Origin of the sequence: Enterobacter cloacae complex sp. IR5459 (genome assembly GCF_049238005.1) — a bacterium.
Taxonomy (GTDB): domain Bacteria; phylum Pseudomonadota; class Gammaproteobacteria; order Enterobacterales; family Enterobacteriaceae; genus Enterobacter; species Enterobacter hormaechei_C.
Window position 1 is genome coordinate 228,162 of record NZ_JBMKIG010000008.1, and the last position, 12,601, is coordinate 240,762.

General features: G+C 58.2%; 13 protein-coding genes. 3 read left to right on the top strand and 10 right to left on the bottom strand.

Annotated elements, in window-relative coordinates; all coding sequences use genetic code 11:
* Position 1 precedes the first annotated feature (1 nt).
* Genes ACOTX4_RS17740 through ACOTX4_RS17750 form a run of 3 tightly spaced genes read right to left on the bottom strand, consistent with a single transcriptional unit; the run spans position 2 to position 2,408 of the window.
* Complete coding sequence (locus ACOTX4_RS17740) at positions 2-1,261, bottom strand: NAD(P)/FAD-dependent oxidoreductase (protein WP_003857313.1); 1,260 nt, start codon at positions 1,259-1,261, stop codon at positions 2-4.
* Positions 1,258-1,977 carry an SDR family NAD(P)-dependent oxidoreductase gene (locus ACOTX4_RS17745; RefSeq protein ID WP_003857315.1) on the bottom strand — a complete coding sequence of 240 codons (720 nt, stop codon included), beginning with the start codon at positions 1,975-1,977 and terminating at the stop codon, positions 1,258-1,260. Before ACOTX4_RS17745 ends, ACOTX4_RS17740 begins: the two co-directional genes overlap by 4 nt.
* Positions 1,974-2,408 carry a nuclear transport factor 2 family protein gene (locus tag ACOTX4_RS17750; protein WP_003857316.1) on the bottom strand — a complete coding sequence of 145 codons (435 nt, stop codon included), beginning with the start codon at positions 2,406-2,408 and terminating at the stop codon, positions 1,974-1,976. The genes ACOTX4_RS17745 and ACOTX4_RS17750 overlap by 4 nt, the downstream gene beginning before the upstream one ends.
* 259 nt (positions 2,409-2,667) lie before the next feature.
* On the opposite strand from ACOTX4_RS17750, the gene ACOTX4_RS17755 reads away from it, so the two are divergent.
* Together ACOTX4_RS17755 and ACOTX4_RS17760 are read left to right on the top strand one after the other, a co-directional pair.
* Positions 2,668-2,865: a hypothetical protein gene (locus ACOTX4_RS17755; RefSeq protein WP_003857318.1), complete on the top strand. Its 198-nt coding sequence runs from the start codon at positions 2,668-2,670 to the stop codon at positions 2,863-2,865.
* A gap of 1 nt (position 2,866) precedes the next feature.
* Positions 2,867-3,619 carry a hypothetical protein gene (locus ACOTX4_RS17760; protein ID WP_022651152.1) on the top strand — a complete coding sequence of 251 codons (753 nt, stop codon included), beginning with the start codon at positions 2,867-2,869 and terminating at the stop codon, positions 3,617-3,619.
* 56 nt (positions 3,620-3,675) lie between these two features.
* On the opposite strand, the gene ACOTX4_RS17765 is transcribed toward ACOTX4_RS17760, so the two are convergent.
* Positions 3,676-5,652: an alkyl/aryl-sulfatase gene (locus ACOTX4_RS17765; protein ID WP_063937579.1), complete on the bottom strand. Its 1,977-nt coding sequence runs from the start codon at positions 5,650-5,652 to the stop codon at positions 3,676-3,678.
* Between the two features lie 202 nt (positions 5,653-5,854).
* On the opposite strand from ACOTX4_RS17765, the gene ACOTX4_RS17770 reads away from it, so the two are divergent.
* Positions 5,855-6,490, top strand: coding sequence for a helix-turn-helix domain-containing protein (locus ACOTX4_RS17770; RefSeq protein WP_063937577.1), 636 nt, complete (start codon positions 5,855-5,857; stop codon positions 6,488-6,490).
* Between the two features lie 42 nt (positions 6,491-6,532).
* Here ACOTX4_RS17770 and paaY read toward each other — a convergent pair whose 3' ends face one another.
* The 6 genes from paaY to paaH all read right to left on the bottom strand — a co-directional run bounded on the left by paaY (position 6,533) and on the right by paaH (position 12,600).
* On the bottom strand, positions 6,533-7,138 hold the full coding sequence (gene paaY / locus ACOTX4_RS17775) for a phenylacetic acid degradation protein PaaY (protein WP_006810541.1): 606 nt from the start codon (positions 7,136-7,138) through the stop codon (positions 6,533-6,535).
* Between the two features lie 9 nt (positions 7,139-7,147).
* Entirely contained in the window at positions 7,148-8,083 is a 936-nt protein-coding gene (gene paaX, locus ACOTX4_RS17780) for a phenylacetic acid degradation operon negative regulatory protein PaaX (protein WP_063937575.1), read from the bottom strand.
* A 132-nt stretch (positions 8,084-8,215) separates the two neighbouring features.
* Positions 8,216-9,532: a phenylacetate--CoA ligase PaaK gene (paaK, locus tag ACOTX4_RS17785; protein WP_022648028.1), complete on the bottom strand. Its 1,317-nt coding sequence runs from the start codon at positions 9,530-9,532 to the stop codon at positions 8,216-8,218.
* 26 nt (positions 9,533-9,558) lie between these two features.
* Positions 9,559-10,764, bottom strand: a complete 1,206-nt coding sequence (pcaF, locus tag ACOTX4_RS17790) for a 3-oxoadipyl-CoA thiolase (protein WP_045333013.1) — start codon at positions 10,762-10,764, stop codon at positions 9,559-9,561.
* Positions 10,764-11,186 (bottom strand): hydroxyphenylacetyl-CoA thioesterase PaaI, encoded by a 423-nt coding sequence (gene paaI / locus ACOTX4_RS17795; protein ID WP_063937573.1) that lies wholly within the window; start codon positions 11,184-11,186, stop codon positions 10,764-10,766. The genes pcaF and paaI overlap by 1 nt, the downstream gene beginning before the upstream one ends.
* Positions 11,176-12,600 (bottom strand): 3-hydroxyacyl-CoA dehydrogenase PaaH, encoded by a 1,425-nt coding sequence (gene paaH / locus ACOTX4_RS17800; RefSeq protein WP_199129173.1) that lies wholly within the window; start codon positions 12,598-12,600, stop codon positions 11,176-11,178. Before paaH ends, paaI begins: the two co-directional genes overlap by 11 nt.
* Position 12,601 lies beyond the last annotated feature (1 nt).

Consider the following 12,601-nt stretch of genomic DNA (forward strand, 5'->3'; position numbering starts at 1 on the left):
CTCAGTTGCCCTCCCCGGCCGCGATAGCGTTTACCACATCCAGCGCACTGCGTACGCCATCTTCGTGGAAGCCGTTGTACCAGTACGCGCCGCAGAACCAGCTCCGATGGCGACCGTTTATTTCGCCGCGCCGGGCCTGAGCTTGCCAGCTTTGCGGGTTAAAAAGCGGATGCTCATAGACAAAGCGGCGCAGCACATAGCGTTCTTCCACCGGCGTTTCCGGGTTGAGGGTGACGCAAAACAGCGGGCTACCCGGCGGCAGTCCCTGCAAGATATTCATGTTGTAGGTGACGCAGGCGCTGGCCCGATCCTGTTCGCTGAGGCGGTAGTTCCAGCTCGCCCACGCGCGCTTGCGCACCGGCAGCCAGCGCGGATCGCTGTGAAGCACCACCTCGTTACGCTGCCAGCCGATATCACCCAGCACCTCACGTTCAGCCTGCGTTGGGCTGGCGAGCATCGCCAGCGCCTGAGCAGAGTGACAGGCGAAGATCACCTGATCGAAGGTATGAGTGACGCCTTCCCGCTCAATATCGACGCCACGATCGTGGCGAACAACCTTCTGAACCGGCGCGTTGAGGTGCAGCGTCAGGCGATCACCAAGCTTGTCCATCATCGCGCGGATATACTCCCGGGAGCCGCCTGGCACGACGTACCACTGCGGACGATGGGTAATGTCCAGCAGACCGTGGTTTTCAAAAAAGCGTAAAAAGAGCGGCAGCGGAAAGCGTTTCATCTCCTGTAGCGACGACGACCAGATAGCCGCTCCCATTGGCAGGATGTAGTGGCGCGCAAAAAAGGGCGTAAAGCGGTGCTGGCGCAGGAATGTTTCCAGCGTGGCGGATCCATCGACTTCGCCCCGGAGCGTCTGTTTCGCCAGCCGGTTAAAGCGCACGATCTCCTTCAGTAGCGTCCAGAAGGCAGGGTTCAGCAGATTACGACGCTGGGCGAACAGCGACGTCAGCGTGTGCCCGTTATACTCCAGCCCGCTCTGCGGGTTGTGCACCGAAAAGCTCATCTGCGTTTTTTGCCCGCTGATGCCCAGTTCGCTGAGCAGCCCCATGAAGCGCGGATAGGTGCGGTCGTTGTAGACGATAAAACCGGTATCGATGGCAAAGGTGCCCTGGGGCGTGTCGACATCCACCGTTGCGGTATGGCCGCCCGGGGTGGCCTGCGCCTCAAACACCGTGATCTGATGATGTCCGGCGAGCCGCCAGGCACAGGTTAACCCGGCGATGCCGCTGCCGATAATTGCGATTTTCATGGTCGCACCATCCCGCGCAGCAAAGCGCGCTGAAGTACATCGGGCAGGCCGGAAAGCAGGCGCAGCGCCAGGCTGAACCCGGCGGGAAACGCGATGTGATCCTTCCCTTTTGCCAGACCGCGACGAATGGCGTGGACGGCGTCCCCCACGCTGACCCGGCCCGGCATCGGGAAATCGTTTTTGCGGGTCAGCGGCGTGTCGACAAAACCGGGTGAAACGACCGTGACGGCAATCCCTTTCGGTTCCCAGTCGAGGCGCAGCGTGTCGGCAAACCAGGTTAATGCCGCTTTAGAGGCCCCATAGGCTTCGGCTCGCGGGAAGTGAAGCCAGTGCGCCATCGAACTGACCAGCACCACGCGGTTGCCGGATACCAGTTGCGGCTGCAACGCCGCAAGGCAGTTTACCGGCCCCATGAAATTGGTGGTCATGACCCGCGCCACCAGCTCGGCATCCACCTCGCCGCGGTCGAGATACTCGCAGGTTCCGGCGCAGAGAATCACCGTGTCGGCAGCACAGTCCGCCAGCGCCTGGCGACAGGCGTCCCTGTCTGTCATATCGAACAGGCGCACCGTGATGTTGGGGCTGTGCTGATGCACAGCGGCCAGACGTTGCGCATCGCGCCCGCAGGCAATCACCCGGTGACCATCGTCAGCAAAAGATTTCGCCAGCCCCGCCCCGATGCCCGAGCTTGCGCCGGTGATCAGAACCGTTTTCATGATTTCACTCTCCGCTTCACGCCGCGCACGGCCCAGCCGAGTATCGGGAGATGTTCGTAAATCATCTCTCCGGCATCGTAGTAATCCCGCTGGCGAACAATGCGATCGTCGCGCATGTCTACCACGGAGCAGCCCGGCAGCTGTCGCACTGCACCCCGGGCAATACGCGGGTGCGACCAGTGCATCATCCAGGTGACCACAAAGCGATCGCCCTGCTGCAACGGCGCATCAACGGTAAAGCGACAGTGCTGGACGTTAGCCAGCAAGTGGGTGAAATAGCGCTGGATCGCGAACACCCCGCTATGTTCGCCAAAGGGATCGATAAGCGTGGCATCGGCGCGATAAATTCCCGCCAGCGCCGAAGGTGGCTGGGTATCCAGCGTGGCGTAGTAATCAACGAACCGACTGATGACGGACGGCAACGTGCTCATGGGTCACATCCTGGGTGTAAACAACGTAGCGAAATCGCATAATTTAAACTTACACAATTAACGTTATTTGTCCAAGTTTGCGCAGATATATTTTTTATTCTTATTATTTTTCAAAGACCTGAAGTGTTACCTCGCGCAACCATTTTGTGCATAAAGTTGAATTTCGCCGCCAGGCTGCCGTTTTTTTAGGGATAACCTTAAGGCAAAGGTGCCATTTATCTTCCAGACTTATCCTTTTAATTCATAAGGATGTCACGCGATGAAACATTTACTGATGACGCTCTTTTCCAGCCCGGAATCCTTGTTGCAGGTCATGAGTCACCAGGAAATTATCGAAGCCGTAGAGGATGGCGACCGCATCATCATCGATCAGGATGGAAACGCCTCGGTTAACTACAAAAGCCACGAGGTGCGGCAGGACTTTCTGCGCCATGTCAACGCGCTGAAGAGGGCCTGAAATGGGAACGGCAATATTCATGGTATTGATGGTATGCGGGTACTGGTACACCAGCCGCGACCTCTCAACACGGTTTAAAATCAAGCGATCCTTTGGCTGGGACGTCTATTTTCTTGTGGCGCTGTATGGCTGTATTTTTGTTCTTCAGGGCGTGATCGCCACCGGCCTGCTGTGGCTGCTGTTGTTCGCCCTCTCCGCCGCCGACAACACGTTCCATTTCACGTCTGCAAAATATGCCGACTGGCAAATTGATTTTATGAACTGGAGCTTCCTGGGGATTCAGGCCCCGGTGGTGGTAATGCTGACCTTCGCGATCCTGTTCTGTCTCTACCGCTCGAACTGGGCCGGGAGCGCGCGGCTGGACGGCGAAGGCCGAAAAAAGCTCTACAAGCGGCTGGCGCAATCGAGCGGGATTGAACAGCTGCTCTATCAGTGCATGGAGGAAGGTGAACTGGCGCACGTCACGCTGAAATCGCGGCGGATCTATATTGGGATGATCCATACCGCCACGCTGGAGTATGAAAAAACGGCCAATATCGTGCTTATTCCGATGCTGAGCGGCTACCGTGACGGGAAAAACATGCAGCTCTGTATCGAACATAACTACAGCAAATGGTATGCCGAGCATGATATTACGCTCGATTCAGAGCCCAAAAGCGCCATGGATTTTCGCAAAGTGATCATGCTGGATCAGATCGAGAGTATTTCGCTGTTCGATCCGGCAAGCGCCAGCGCGCTGGCAATGCGTGAATAAAAAAATGGCGCCTTATCGCAACAAGGCGCCAGGATTAACCAGGATGAACGCTAAACTTATGGCGTCACAATATTGAACCAGAAGTCAAATGTGTCCATGTAGCTCAGCATCTCTTCCAGCTTCGCCCCGTTTCCGCTCACCTTCACGTCACCCTTATCCATCGCCTGCTTCAGCGTCTCTTTCTTAAGGATGATGTTGTTCAGCGTGGTACGGTCCAGCGTGATGGTTGCGTCAGCATCCTTCGCCTGCGCGTTGGCGGTATGGTTCAGCACGCCGTTTTCCAGCTCCAGCTTGTATTTGCCGCCATCCTTACAGAGATCGACATTGAAGATCGCCTTCGCGTTACCGGCCCGTACCCCGTTGATGTGCACACCCAGGTAGTCGAAGAACATTTCCGGGGTCATCGCCCGCACGGTATCCGGGCTGGCGGTGTTCGGCGTCGGCAGCTTCTTCACGCCATTACGCAGTTCTTGCGCGCCGGTCAGGTAGAAGTTACGCCAGGTGCCCGCTTCCGCCTGGTAACCTAACTGCTCCAGCGCGTCGGCTTCCAGATTACGGGCAGCCTGGTTGTTAGGATCGGCAAAGACCACTTTGCTGACCACCTGAGCCACCCAACGGTAATTACCCTGCTGATAATCCGCTTTGGCTTTCTGCATGATGGCATCAGCGCCGCCCATGTACTGCACGAACTTCTTCGCAGCCAGTTCAGGCGGCAGCTCGTCGAGGGTTGCCGGGTTGCCGTCGAACCAGCCGAGATAAAACACGTAGGTGGCTTTGACGTCGTGGCTAACGGAGCCGTAGTAACCGCGGCTTGCCCACTGTTTTTCCAGCGATTCCGGCAGTTTAAACTCGGCGGCGATCTCGTCGCGGGTCAGCCCCTTGTTTGCCATACGAAGGGTCTGGTCGTTGATGTAGCGGTACATATCGCGCTGACCTTTCATCAGCTTGACGATATTCTCGTTACCCCAGGTCGGCCAGTGGTGCTGCGCAATAATCACTTCCGCGTCCGCCCCCCAGCGCTCAATGGCGGCGTTAATGTACTTAGACCAGGCCAGCGGGTCGCGGATTTTCGCGCCGCGCAGGGAGTAGGTGTTGTGCAGAGTATGGGTCACGTCCTCTGCGGCCTCGATCATTTTCTTCTCTTTGACATACCACAGCATCTCCGACGGAGCTTCTGAACCCGGCGCCATCATAAAGTCGTAGGTCAAACCGTCGATCACTTCTTCCTGACCGGTATGGGTAATGTAGTCGGTCGGCGGGATGAGGGTGACAGTACCCGCAGAGGTGGTGGTGCCAAGGCCTGCACCCACCTGGCCTTTTGCATTCGGCTTCAGCAGGTTGCCGTACATATAGCTCGCACGGCGGCTCATCGCGTTTCCGGCCATAATGTTTTCGGAAACCGCCTCTTTCATAAAGCCATCCGGCGCGTAGATTTTCACTTTGCCAGACTTGACGTCAGCTTCGTCAACCACGCCGCGCAGGCCGCCATAGTGGTCAACGTGGCTGTGGGTGATCACCACAGCGACGACCGGTTTCTTGCCGCGGTTTGCATAGTAGAGATCCAGCGCTTCTTTCGCCGGTTCAGCGCTTAACAGCGGGTCGATAACGGTAATGCCCTTCTCGCCCTCAATGATGGTCATGTTGGAGAGATCGAGATTACGGATCTGATACACGCCGTCGGTGACCTTAAACAGCCCGCCAATGTTGATCAACTGTGACTGACGCCACAGGCTCGGGTTTACCGTATCCGGGGCTTTCTCACCCTCTTTCACGAAATCATATTTCGCCGGGTTCCAGATAACGTTCCCCTGCTCGCCTTTAATCATGTTTTGCGGCAGCGGGGCGATAAAACCTTTATGGGCGTTCTCAAAGTCGGTTTTATCGGCAAACGGTAATTTGTTATACAGGGCGTTATTTACCTGCCGGGTCGTGGCAGTGGCATCCTGCGGCTGTACTTCCGCAAACGAGGAAAGCGACAGCGACGTCAACACACCGGCAAGCGCCAGATGTTTAGCAATTAGGGTTAATTTCATTGAATGGCCTCATAGATTAATTGCGCCGCCTGGATATTTACTGTTGGCGGATAATTTTAATGCGAACTCATTGACGACCATTCTAAACAGAATACCTTTCCATCATAGTCCCATATGGGACTGGTTATTTATGGGTTCGTAATTCGGGGGCTATTGCTGCTATACTCGCTACCACGGCAAACGTTGCGGGGAGAGGCTTAGCGTGAATTTTCAGGATATCCATACCTATTATCAGCAACTCAATATTGGGCAATTTTTTCCGCACATGCTTTGTAAAGGCGAGGCCTTAACCGTTGCCGCAAATAAAAAACTCACCGTCGAGCCTGGCTATATCTATTTTTGCACTGAAGGGTCGCTGACGATATTAATGCCTGATGATGGCCTTAATATTGGCAATACTATCGAGTATATGCCGATAGGGTTAATGGAAAGGTATTGTCCACTGGCGAAGTATGAATATCGCAGCAGTGCGAAGGTGAAGCTGGTGAGAATAGCCTGGGTCGACTTCGACCAGATATTTTTCCAGGGCGGGCCTGAGCGCATGCAGGCGCTGGCCACCATACTGACCTACATGTCCATATTTACCATCGACCTGCACAATGAACGCAGGCAGGTCACCAGCTACCAGACCATCAAACCAATGCTGTACCGCTATCTCTATCGGCAGGAGACCCACACGGGAGAGAATGAGGGCCTGGCGCTGTTTATCATCAAGCGCACTAACCTTTCACGAACGCATGTCTTTCGCGTGCTGGCAGATCTAAAAGCCGGGGGCTATATCACCATGAAGCGCGGAAAGCTGGTGTCGATTGACCGGCCCCTGCCGGATGCGTATTGAGCTCATTTTCACGCCTTGATCAACGTGCGGGAGCGAACAGCCTTATTTATCCCGGCCAGCCGACTTGGGCCGTAAATTCTCATCGAAGACCAGCCGTTTGCGGCCGGGCTCTTCTTCCCGCAGCGGCTCCACCTGATGCAGCGTCTGCTTACAGCGATCCACCAGCACCTGATACTCCCGCGTGCCCTGCTTTTTCCACTCTATTTCCTGCGCACTTAGCTCACGAATCGCTTTCGCCGGACTGCCAAGAATTAAGTGATTCGCAGGCATTTCCGCTTTGGCCTTCACAAACGCCGCCGCCCCGACGATGCTGTTTTCGCCGATCGTCGCCCCGTCCATCACCACCGCATTCATCCCCACCAGCGCATTACGGCGGATAATGCAGCCGTGCAGGATCGCGCTGTGGCCGATATGCCCGTCCTCTTCCACCACCGTGTCCTGCTCCGGAAAACCGTGCATCACGCAGTTATCCTGGATGTTCGCGCCGTCTTTCACCACGATCCGGCCAAAATCGCCGCGCAGGCTGGCGTTGGGCCCCACGTAAACGCCTTTGCCGAGGATCACGTCGCCAATCAGCACCGCGGTCGGGTGAACATAGCTCTCTTCAGGCACGACCGGCGTCAGACCATCAATTTGATAAACAGGCATACCCTCTCCTTATATGATATTCAGACCACCAAAACGCTGGTGATAAAGCGTGCCGGGAGCGGGCAGCTCGCCCACAGAGGTTTCCCCCTTCTCACTGACAAACGCCAGGGCTCCCGCCGCCACGCGCTGGTAGATATTAATGCACAGCTGTCGCGCGCTCTGTCCCGCCCAGTGCGCAGGAAGTAACTCCTCCGGCAACAGCGGATCTTTCAGCACCACGCGACGATAAAAATGAATGAGTAACAGCTGGATCTGGAAGCAGCGTTCCGGAGTCAAATCCTCAGGCGGCGCCTCTTTCAGCAGTGGCAGCAGCGGACGGAACGAGTTGATAAACGTTTCGTACATCGCGTTTTGTTCGGTCAGCTGCCAGCACTCTTCCACGCGGGATCGTAGCGCCGCGCGTGACAAGGCCAGCGGCGAATGGGCTTCAAAGAAGATGACGTTTTCCGCCACGCCCGCGTCATGCAGCAGAGACTGCACGTCCGCCAGGTTCTGCGACGGCGAGGCCATCAGGCTCGGTGCAAGCGTGCCGAACCCTTGCCAGATGAGCTGTTTTTTCACGTCCGCGAGGGTGGTTTTATCCAGCCCCTCGGAGAGCAGCAGCAGCCATTTGCCATCCCACGCCGGCAGTTCCGCACGGTAGATTTTATTTTCCGCGCGGCGTGTCAAACGCAGCCCCTTGTCGCTGAGACGGTAAAAGCTGCGGCGGCCAATGCGGGACACATCCAGCCAGCCCTCTTTGTTGAGGCGAAACAGCGCGGTGCGCACAAAGCGCTCGCCAAATCCCATCCCTTCCAGCAGGGCCGCCAGGCTGCCGAGCCAGATCTCTCCGCCGCGGTGCGCAAGCGCGTCGCCATACAGTGAGGATATAAGCGACGTTCCGCTGACGGGAACAGAGCTGACTGCATGCTGGATAAAGGCATCAAGTTTATTCATGTGATTCATTCTGTTGTTATTTTTTTCCTGGATGAATCATAGCATACGAATCTGGGGTGTACCCTCACCCTAACCCTCTCCCAAAGGGAGAGGGAACTTAATACACCCTCTCCCTTTGGGAGAGGGCTGGGGTGAGGGAATTCAACCGTTGGCTGCCACTTTACGCAAATCAAACACCCGGCAAGCTTTACCCTCGGAGCGCGGTATGCTGCCACAGTTAACGATCATCACGTCGGTCGAGATCCCCACCATCGATTTAATCCGATGACGCAGCTGATGGCAGACCTGACAGCGCTGCTCATGGGTCAGCGTTAAGCTGCTCTGTTTCAGCTCGACCTTCACCGAAAGCGAATCAAGATGCCCGCGGCGGTTCACCTCCAGCTGATAGTGTGGCGAAAGATGTTCGAACTTAACGATCTCCTCTTCCAGCTGTGACGGGAAGACGTTCACGCCGCGAATGATGAGCATGTCGTCGCTGCGCCCGCTGATGCGATCCATCCGGCGCATGGTGCGTGCAGTGCCCGGCAGCAGGCGCGTCAGGTCGCGGGTGCGGTAGCGGATCACCGGCAGCGCCTCTTTGGTCAGGGTGGTGAACAGCAGTTCGCCCTGCTCGCCGTCAGCCAGCGGCGTGCCGTCATTCGGGTTGACGATCTCCGGGTAGAAGTGATCTTCCCAGATGGTCGGGCCGTCAGCGGTTTCAAGACACTCCATCGCCACGCCCGGCCCCATCACTTCGGAGAGACCATAGATATCCAGCGCGGTAATGCCCAGCCGTTTTTCAATTTCGCGGCGCATCGCCTGCGTCCACGGCTCGGCGCCAAACACGCCGACGCGCAGGGAACAGGCGCTGGCGTCACCGCCCATCTGACGCTCCAGCTCTTCAATTAAATTCAGGCAGTATGAGGGCGTCACCATGATCATATCCGGCTGAAAATCGCGGATCAGCTGCGCCTGCTTCTCCGTCTGGCCGCCGGACATCGGGATCACCGTCGCACCCAGACGCTCGGCACCGTAGTGCGCCCCCAGCCCGCCCGTGAAAAGCCCGTAGCCGTAGGCCACGTGAATTTTATCCTTCGCGCTGCCCCCGGCGGCGCGCAGGGAACGGGCAACGATATTGGCCCAGTTGTCGATATCATTCTGGGTATATCCCACCACGGTCGGCTTTCCGGTGGTGCCCGACGAGGCGTGGATGCGCACCACCTGCTCCATCGGCACCGCAAAGGTATCGAACGGGTAGTTGTCGCGCAGATCCTGCTTGGTGGTGCACGGGAATTTTTGCAGGTCCGCCAGCTCGTTAAAATCGTCAGGGTGAACGCCCGCGGCGTCAAACTTGCGTTTGTACATCGGAACGTTGTTGTAGGCGTGGTTCAGCGTCCACTTCAGGCGCGCGGTCTGCAACGCCTGCAATTCATCAATGGACGCGGTTTCGATCGGATCAAGCTTTGTTGTATTTATCATCGCAGGGTACTCACATTATTGTTCGCTCAAACACGCTCAAGGATCATGGCAATGCCCTGACCCACACCGATGCACATCGTACACAGCGCGTAGCGCCCGCCGCGTCGGTGCAATTCATTGCTCGCGGCCAGCGCCAGTCTGGCACCGCTCATTCCCAGCGGATGACCTAACGCGATCGCCCCGCCATTCGGGTTCACATGCTCCGCGTCATCCGGCAAACCCAGCTGACGCAGCACGCCCAGCGCCTGTGCGGCGAAGGCTTCGTTAAGCTCAATGACGTCCATATCGGTGATACTGAGTCCGGCACGTTCCAGCACCTTACGGGTGGCGGGAACCGGGCCTAATCCCATCAGACGCGGCTCGACGCCCGCGGTCGCCATGGCCACAATGCGGGTGCGCGGGGTTAACCCCTGGGCAAGCGCCATCGGCTCGCTGGCGATAATCAGCGCCGCCGCCCCGTCGTTCACGCCAGAGGCGTTCCCCGCCGTCACCACACCGTTCTTGCGGAACGGAGCTTTCAGCGCGGCAAGCTGTTCAAGGGTGGTTTCGGCGCGCGGATGCTCGTCCACGCTCACTTCCGTTACGGCACCTTTTTTCCCCGCCACCTGTACCGGGATAATCTCCTGCGCCAGAACGCCATTCTGCTGCGCCCGCGCGGTGCGCTGCTGGCTGCGCAGGGCAAATGCATCCTGATCGGCACGGCTTATATTTAACAATTCCGCTACATTCTCTGCCGTTTCCGGCATGCTGTCAGTTCCGTATTGCTGATGCATGAGCGGATTCACAAATCGCCAGCCGATGGTGGTGTCGAAGATCTCCGCCTGACGCTGAAAAGCCGCGGTGGCTTTGCCCATCACGAACGGCGCACGGGACATGGATTCGACGCCACCGGCGATCAGCAGATCGCCATCCCGGGCCCTGATGGCGCGCGCCGCGAAGCCAAGGGCATCCAGACCGGAGCCGCACAGGCGGTTAATGGTGGTACCGGAAACGGTCTGCGGCAGCCCGGCCAGCAGCGACGACATGCGCGCTACGTTGCGGTTATCCTCTCCCGCCTGATTTGCGCAGCCGAAGATCACATCATCTATGCGCTCCAGATCGAGCTGCGGGTAACGCGCCAGCAGCGCACGCAGCGGCACGGCCCCTAAGTCATCGGCACGCACGCTGGATAATCCTCCACCGTAGCGACCGACCGGGGTACGCACACCCTCACAAATAAATGCGTCACGCATCAGGCTTCTCCTGTCACACTGCCGCCGGTGCGGTGCGATTTCCCGCGAAAAAGAGCGACGGTTTTCTGTTGTTGGTTCTGAATTTCAATGTCGTATACGCCGGTCAGTTTGCCCTGATGCTTCACCCACGCGGTAGCGGTCAGCTTATCGCCGGCAAAGCCCGGACGCAGAAAATCGATGGCGCAGCCTGAGGCCACCGCCGCCAGCCCCTGACTGTTGCAGGCGTAGGCAAAGGCGGTATCGGCCAGCGAGAACAGCTGTCCGCCGTGGCAGGTTTTATGCCCGTTGAGCATCTGCGGGGTGATGGTCATGGTCACCACCGCGTAGCCCTCTTCCATGTCGATGATATCCATCCCCATCGCCTGCGCGCAGGCGTCCCGTTCGTACATCGCACGGGCGTTATGCCAGGCGTTATGACTCATAGCTACTCTCCAGAAGCGCACGCTGGCGCAGCAGTGAACAGGGGCGATAGCGTTCCTCGCCGTAGTGACGTTGCAGGTTCTCCAGCAGCGTTAACAGACGCTGCCAGCCAAGGCGCTCGCCCCAGGCGATGGGCCCGCAGGGATAGTTGACCCCTAAGCGCATGGCGGTATCGATGTCTTGCTCGCTGGCGACCCCTTTTTGCAGGGCGTCCAGCGCTTCGTTGGCAATCATCGCTACCGTGCGCCAGACCAGCAGACCGGGGTAATCGGCAATCTGTACCACCCGTTTCTGCTGGTGCTGCAACCAGTAAATGGCTTTCTGCGTGGCGGCGTGCGGGTTGCCGGGTGCGGCGGCTATCACGGCCACATCCCGCTCGATGCGGTCGACCACCACCACCGGGCAGCCGTGGCGCAGCGCCAGCGACTGCGCGGTTTCACCCTGCGTTTCGATCAGCAACAGATCGTCAATTTCCGTGACGCCGTCACTTCTTCGCTGTACGCGCATGGGGTTGAAGCTGTCGCTGACCGGGGCGAGCCAGCTGACGGTGGGTTTCTCCTCCAGCCAGCGGTAAACGCCCTGCCCGCTTTTCTTACCCAGACGCCCCGCCAGCACCAGCTCCTGCTGCACCAGCGACGGCAGAAAACGACGCTCCTGCCAGAAGGCATTAAACACGGAGCAGGTCACGGCAAAGTTGACGTCCTGACCTATCATGTCCGTCAGCTCAAGCGGCCCCATCGGGAAGCCTCCGCCGTCTCGCAGGGCGGCGTCAATCACCTCGGGCGTTGCCACCTGCTCTTCCAGCGCGCGCCAGGCTTCCGAGTAGAACGGGCGCGCCACGCGGTTGACGATAAACCCCGGCGTGGACTGGCAGCGTACCGGCTGCTTTCCCCAGCTCAGCGCCAGCTCGCACAGCGCATCGGCCACTTCTGGTGAGGTCGCCAGCCCGCTGACCACCTCCACCAGCTTCATCACCGGGGCAGGATTGAAGAAGTGCAGCCCGGCGACGCGTTCAGGGTGGTTTATCTCCGCCGCAATCGCGGTAACGGAAATGGACGAGGTATTGCTGGCGAGCAGCGTCTGCGGCGGGCAAACCTCTGCCAGCTGGGTTAACAGCGCCTTTTTCACTTCAAGCCGCTCGGAGGCCGCCTCGATCACCAGATCGGCTTTCGCCAGAGCACTGATATTCGTCACCGGCGTCAGGCGGGCGAGGATCTGCTCCCCGGCGTCGGCAGAGAGTTTTCCACGCGCAACGCGTGAGGACAGCCGCTGGCGAATGCCGTCGACGGCGCGGGAAATCGCCGCTGCGTCAATGTCGTACACCAGAACCGGATGACCGTGGCTGGCTGCCACTTCGGCAATCCCGGCGCCCATGGTGCCGCTGCCAATGACGGCGACCGTATGGATATTCACCATA

Excerpts from the sequence above, each read along its gene's own strand:
- ACOTX4_RS17740 (WP_003857313.1), bottom strand. The coding sequence starts at position 1,261 with ATGAAAATCGCAATTATCGGCAGCGGCATCGCCGGGTTAACCTGTGCC.
- ACOTX4_RS17745 (WP_003857315.1), bottom strand. The coding sequence starts at position 1,977 with ATGAAAACGGTTCTGATCACCGGCGCAAGCTCGGGCATCGGGGCGGGG.
- ACOTX4_RS17750 (WP_003857316.1), bottom strand. The coding sequence starts at position 2,408 with ATGAGCACGTTGCCGTCCGTCATCAGTCGGTTCGTTGATTACTACGCC.
- ACOTX4_RS17755 (WP_003857318.1), top strand. The coding sequence starts at position 2,668 with ATGAAACATTTACTGATGACGCTCTTTTCCAGCCCGGAATCCTTGTTG.
- ACOTX4_RS17760 (WP_022651152.1), top strand. The coding sequence starts at position 2,867 with ATGGGAACGGCAATATTCATGGTATTGATGGTATGCGGGTACTGGTAC.
- ACOTX4_RS17765 (WP_063937579.1), bottom strand. The coding sequence starts at position 5,652 with ATGAAATTAACCCTAATTGCTAAACATCTGGCGCTTGCCGGTGTGTTG.
- paaY (WP_006810541.1), bottom strand. The coding sequence starts at position 7,138 with ATGCCTGTTTATCAAATTGATGGTCTGACGCCGGTCGTGCCTGAAGAG.
- paaX (WP_063937575.1), bottom strand. The coding sequence starts at position 8,083 with ATGAATCACATGAATAAACTTGATGCCTTTATCCAGCATGCAGTCAGC.
- paaK (WP_022648028.1), bottom strand. The coding sequence starts at position 9,532 with ATGATAAATACAACAAAGCTTGATCCGATCGAAACCGCGTCCATTGAT.
- pcaF (WP_045333013.1), bottom strand. The coding sequence starts at position 10,764 with ATGCGTGACGCATTTATTTGTGAGGGTGTGCGTACCCCGGTCGGTCGC.
- paaI (WP_063937573.1), bottom strand. The coding sequence starts at position 11,186 with ATGAGTCATAACGCCTGGCATAACGCCCGTGCGATGTACGAACGGGAC.
- paaH (WP_199129173.1), bottom strand. The coding sequence starts at position 12,600 with ATGGTGAATATCCATACGGTCGCCGTCATTGGCAGCGGCACCATGGGC.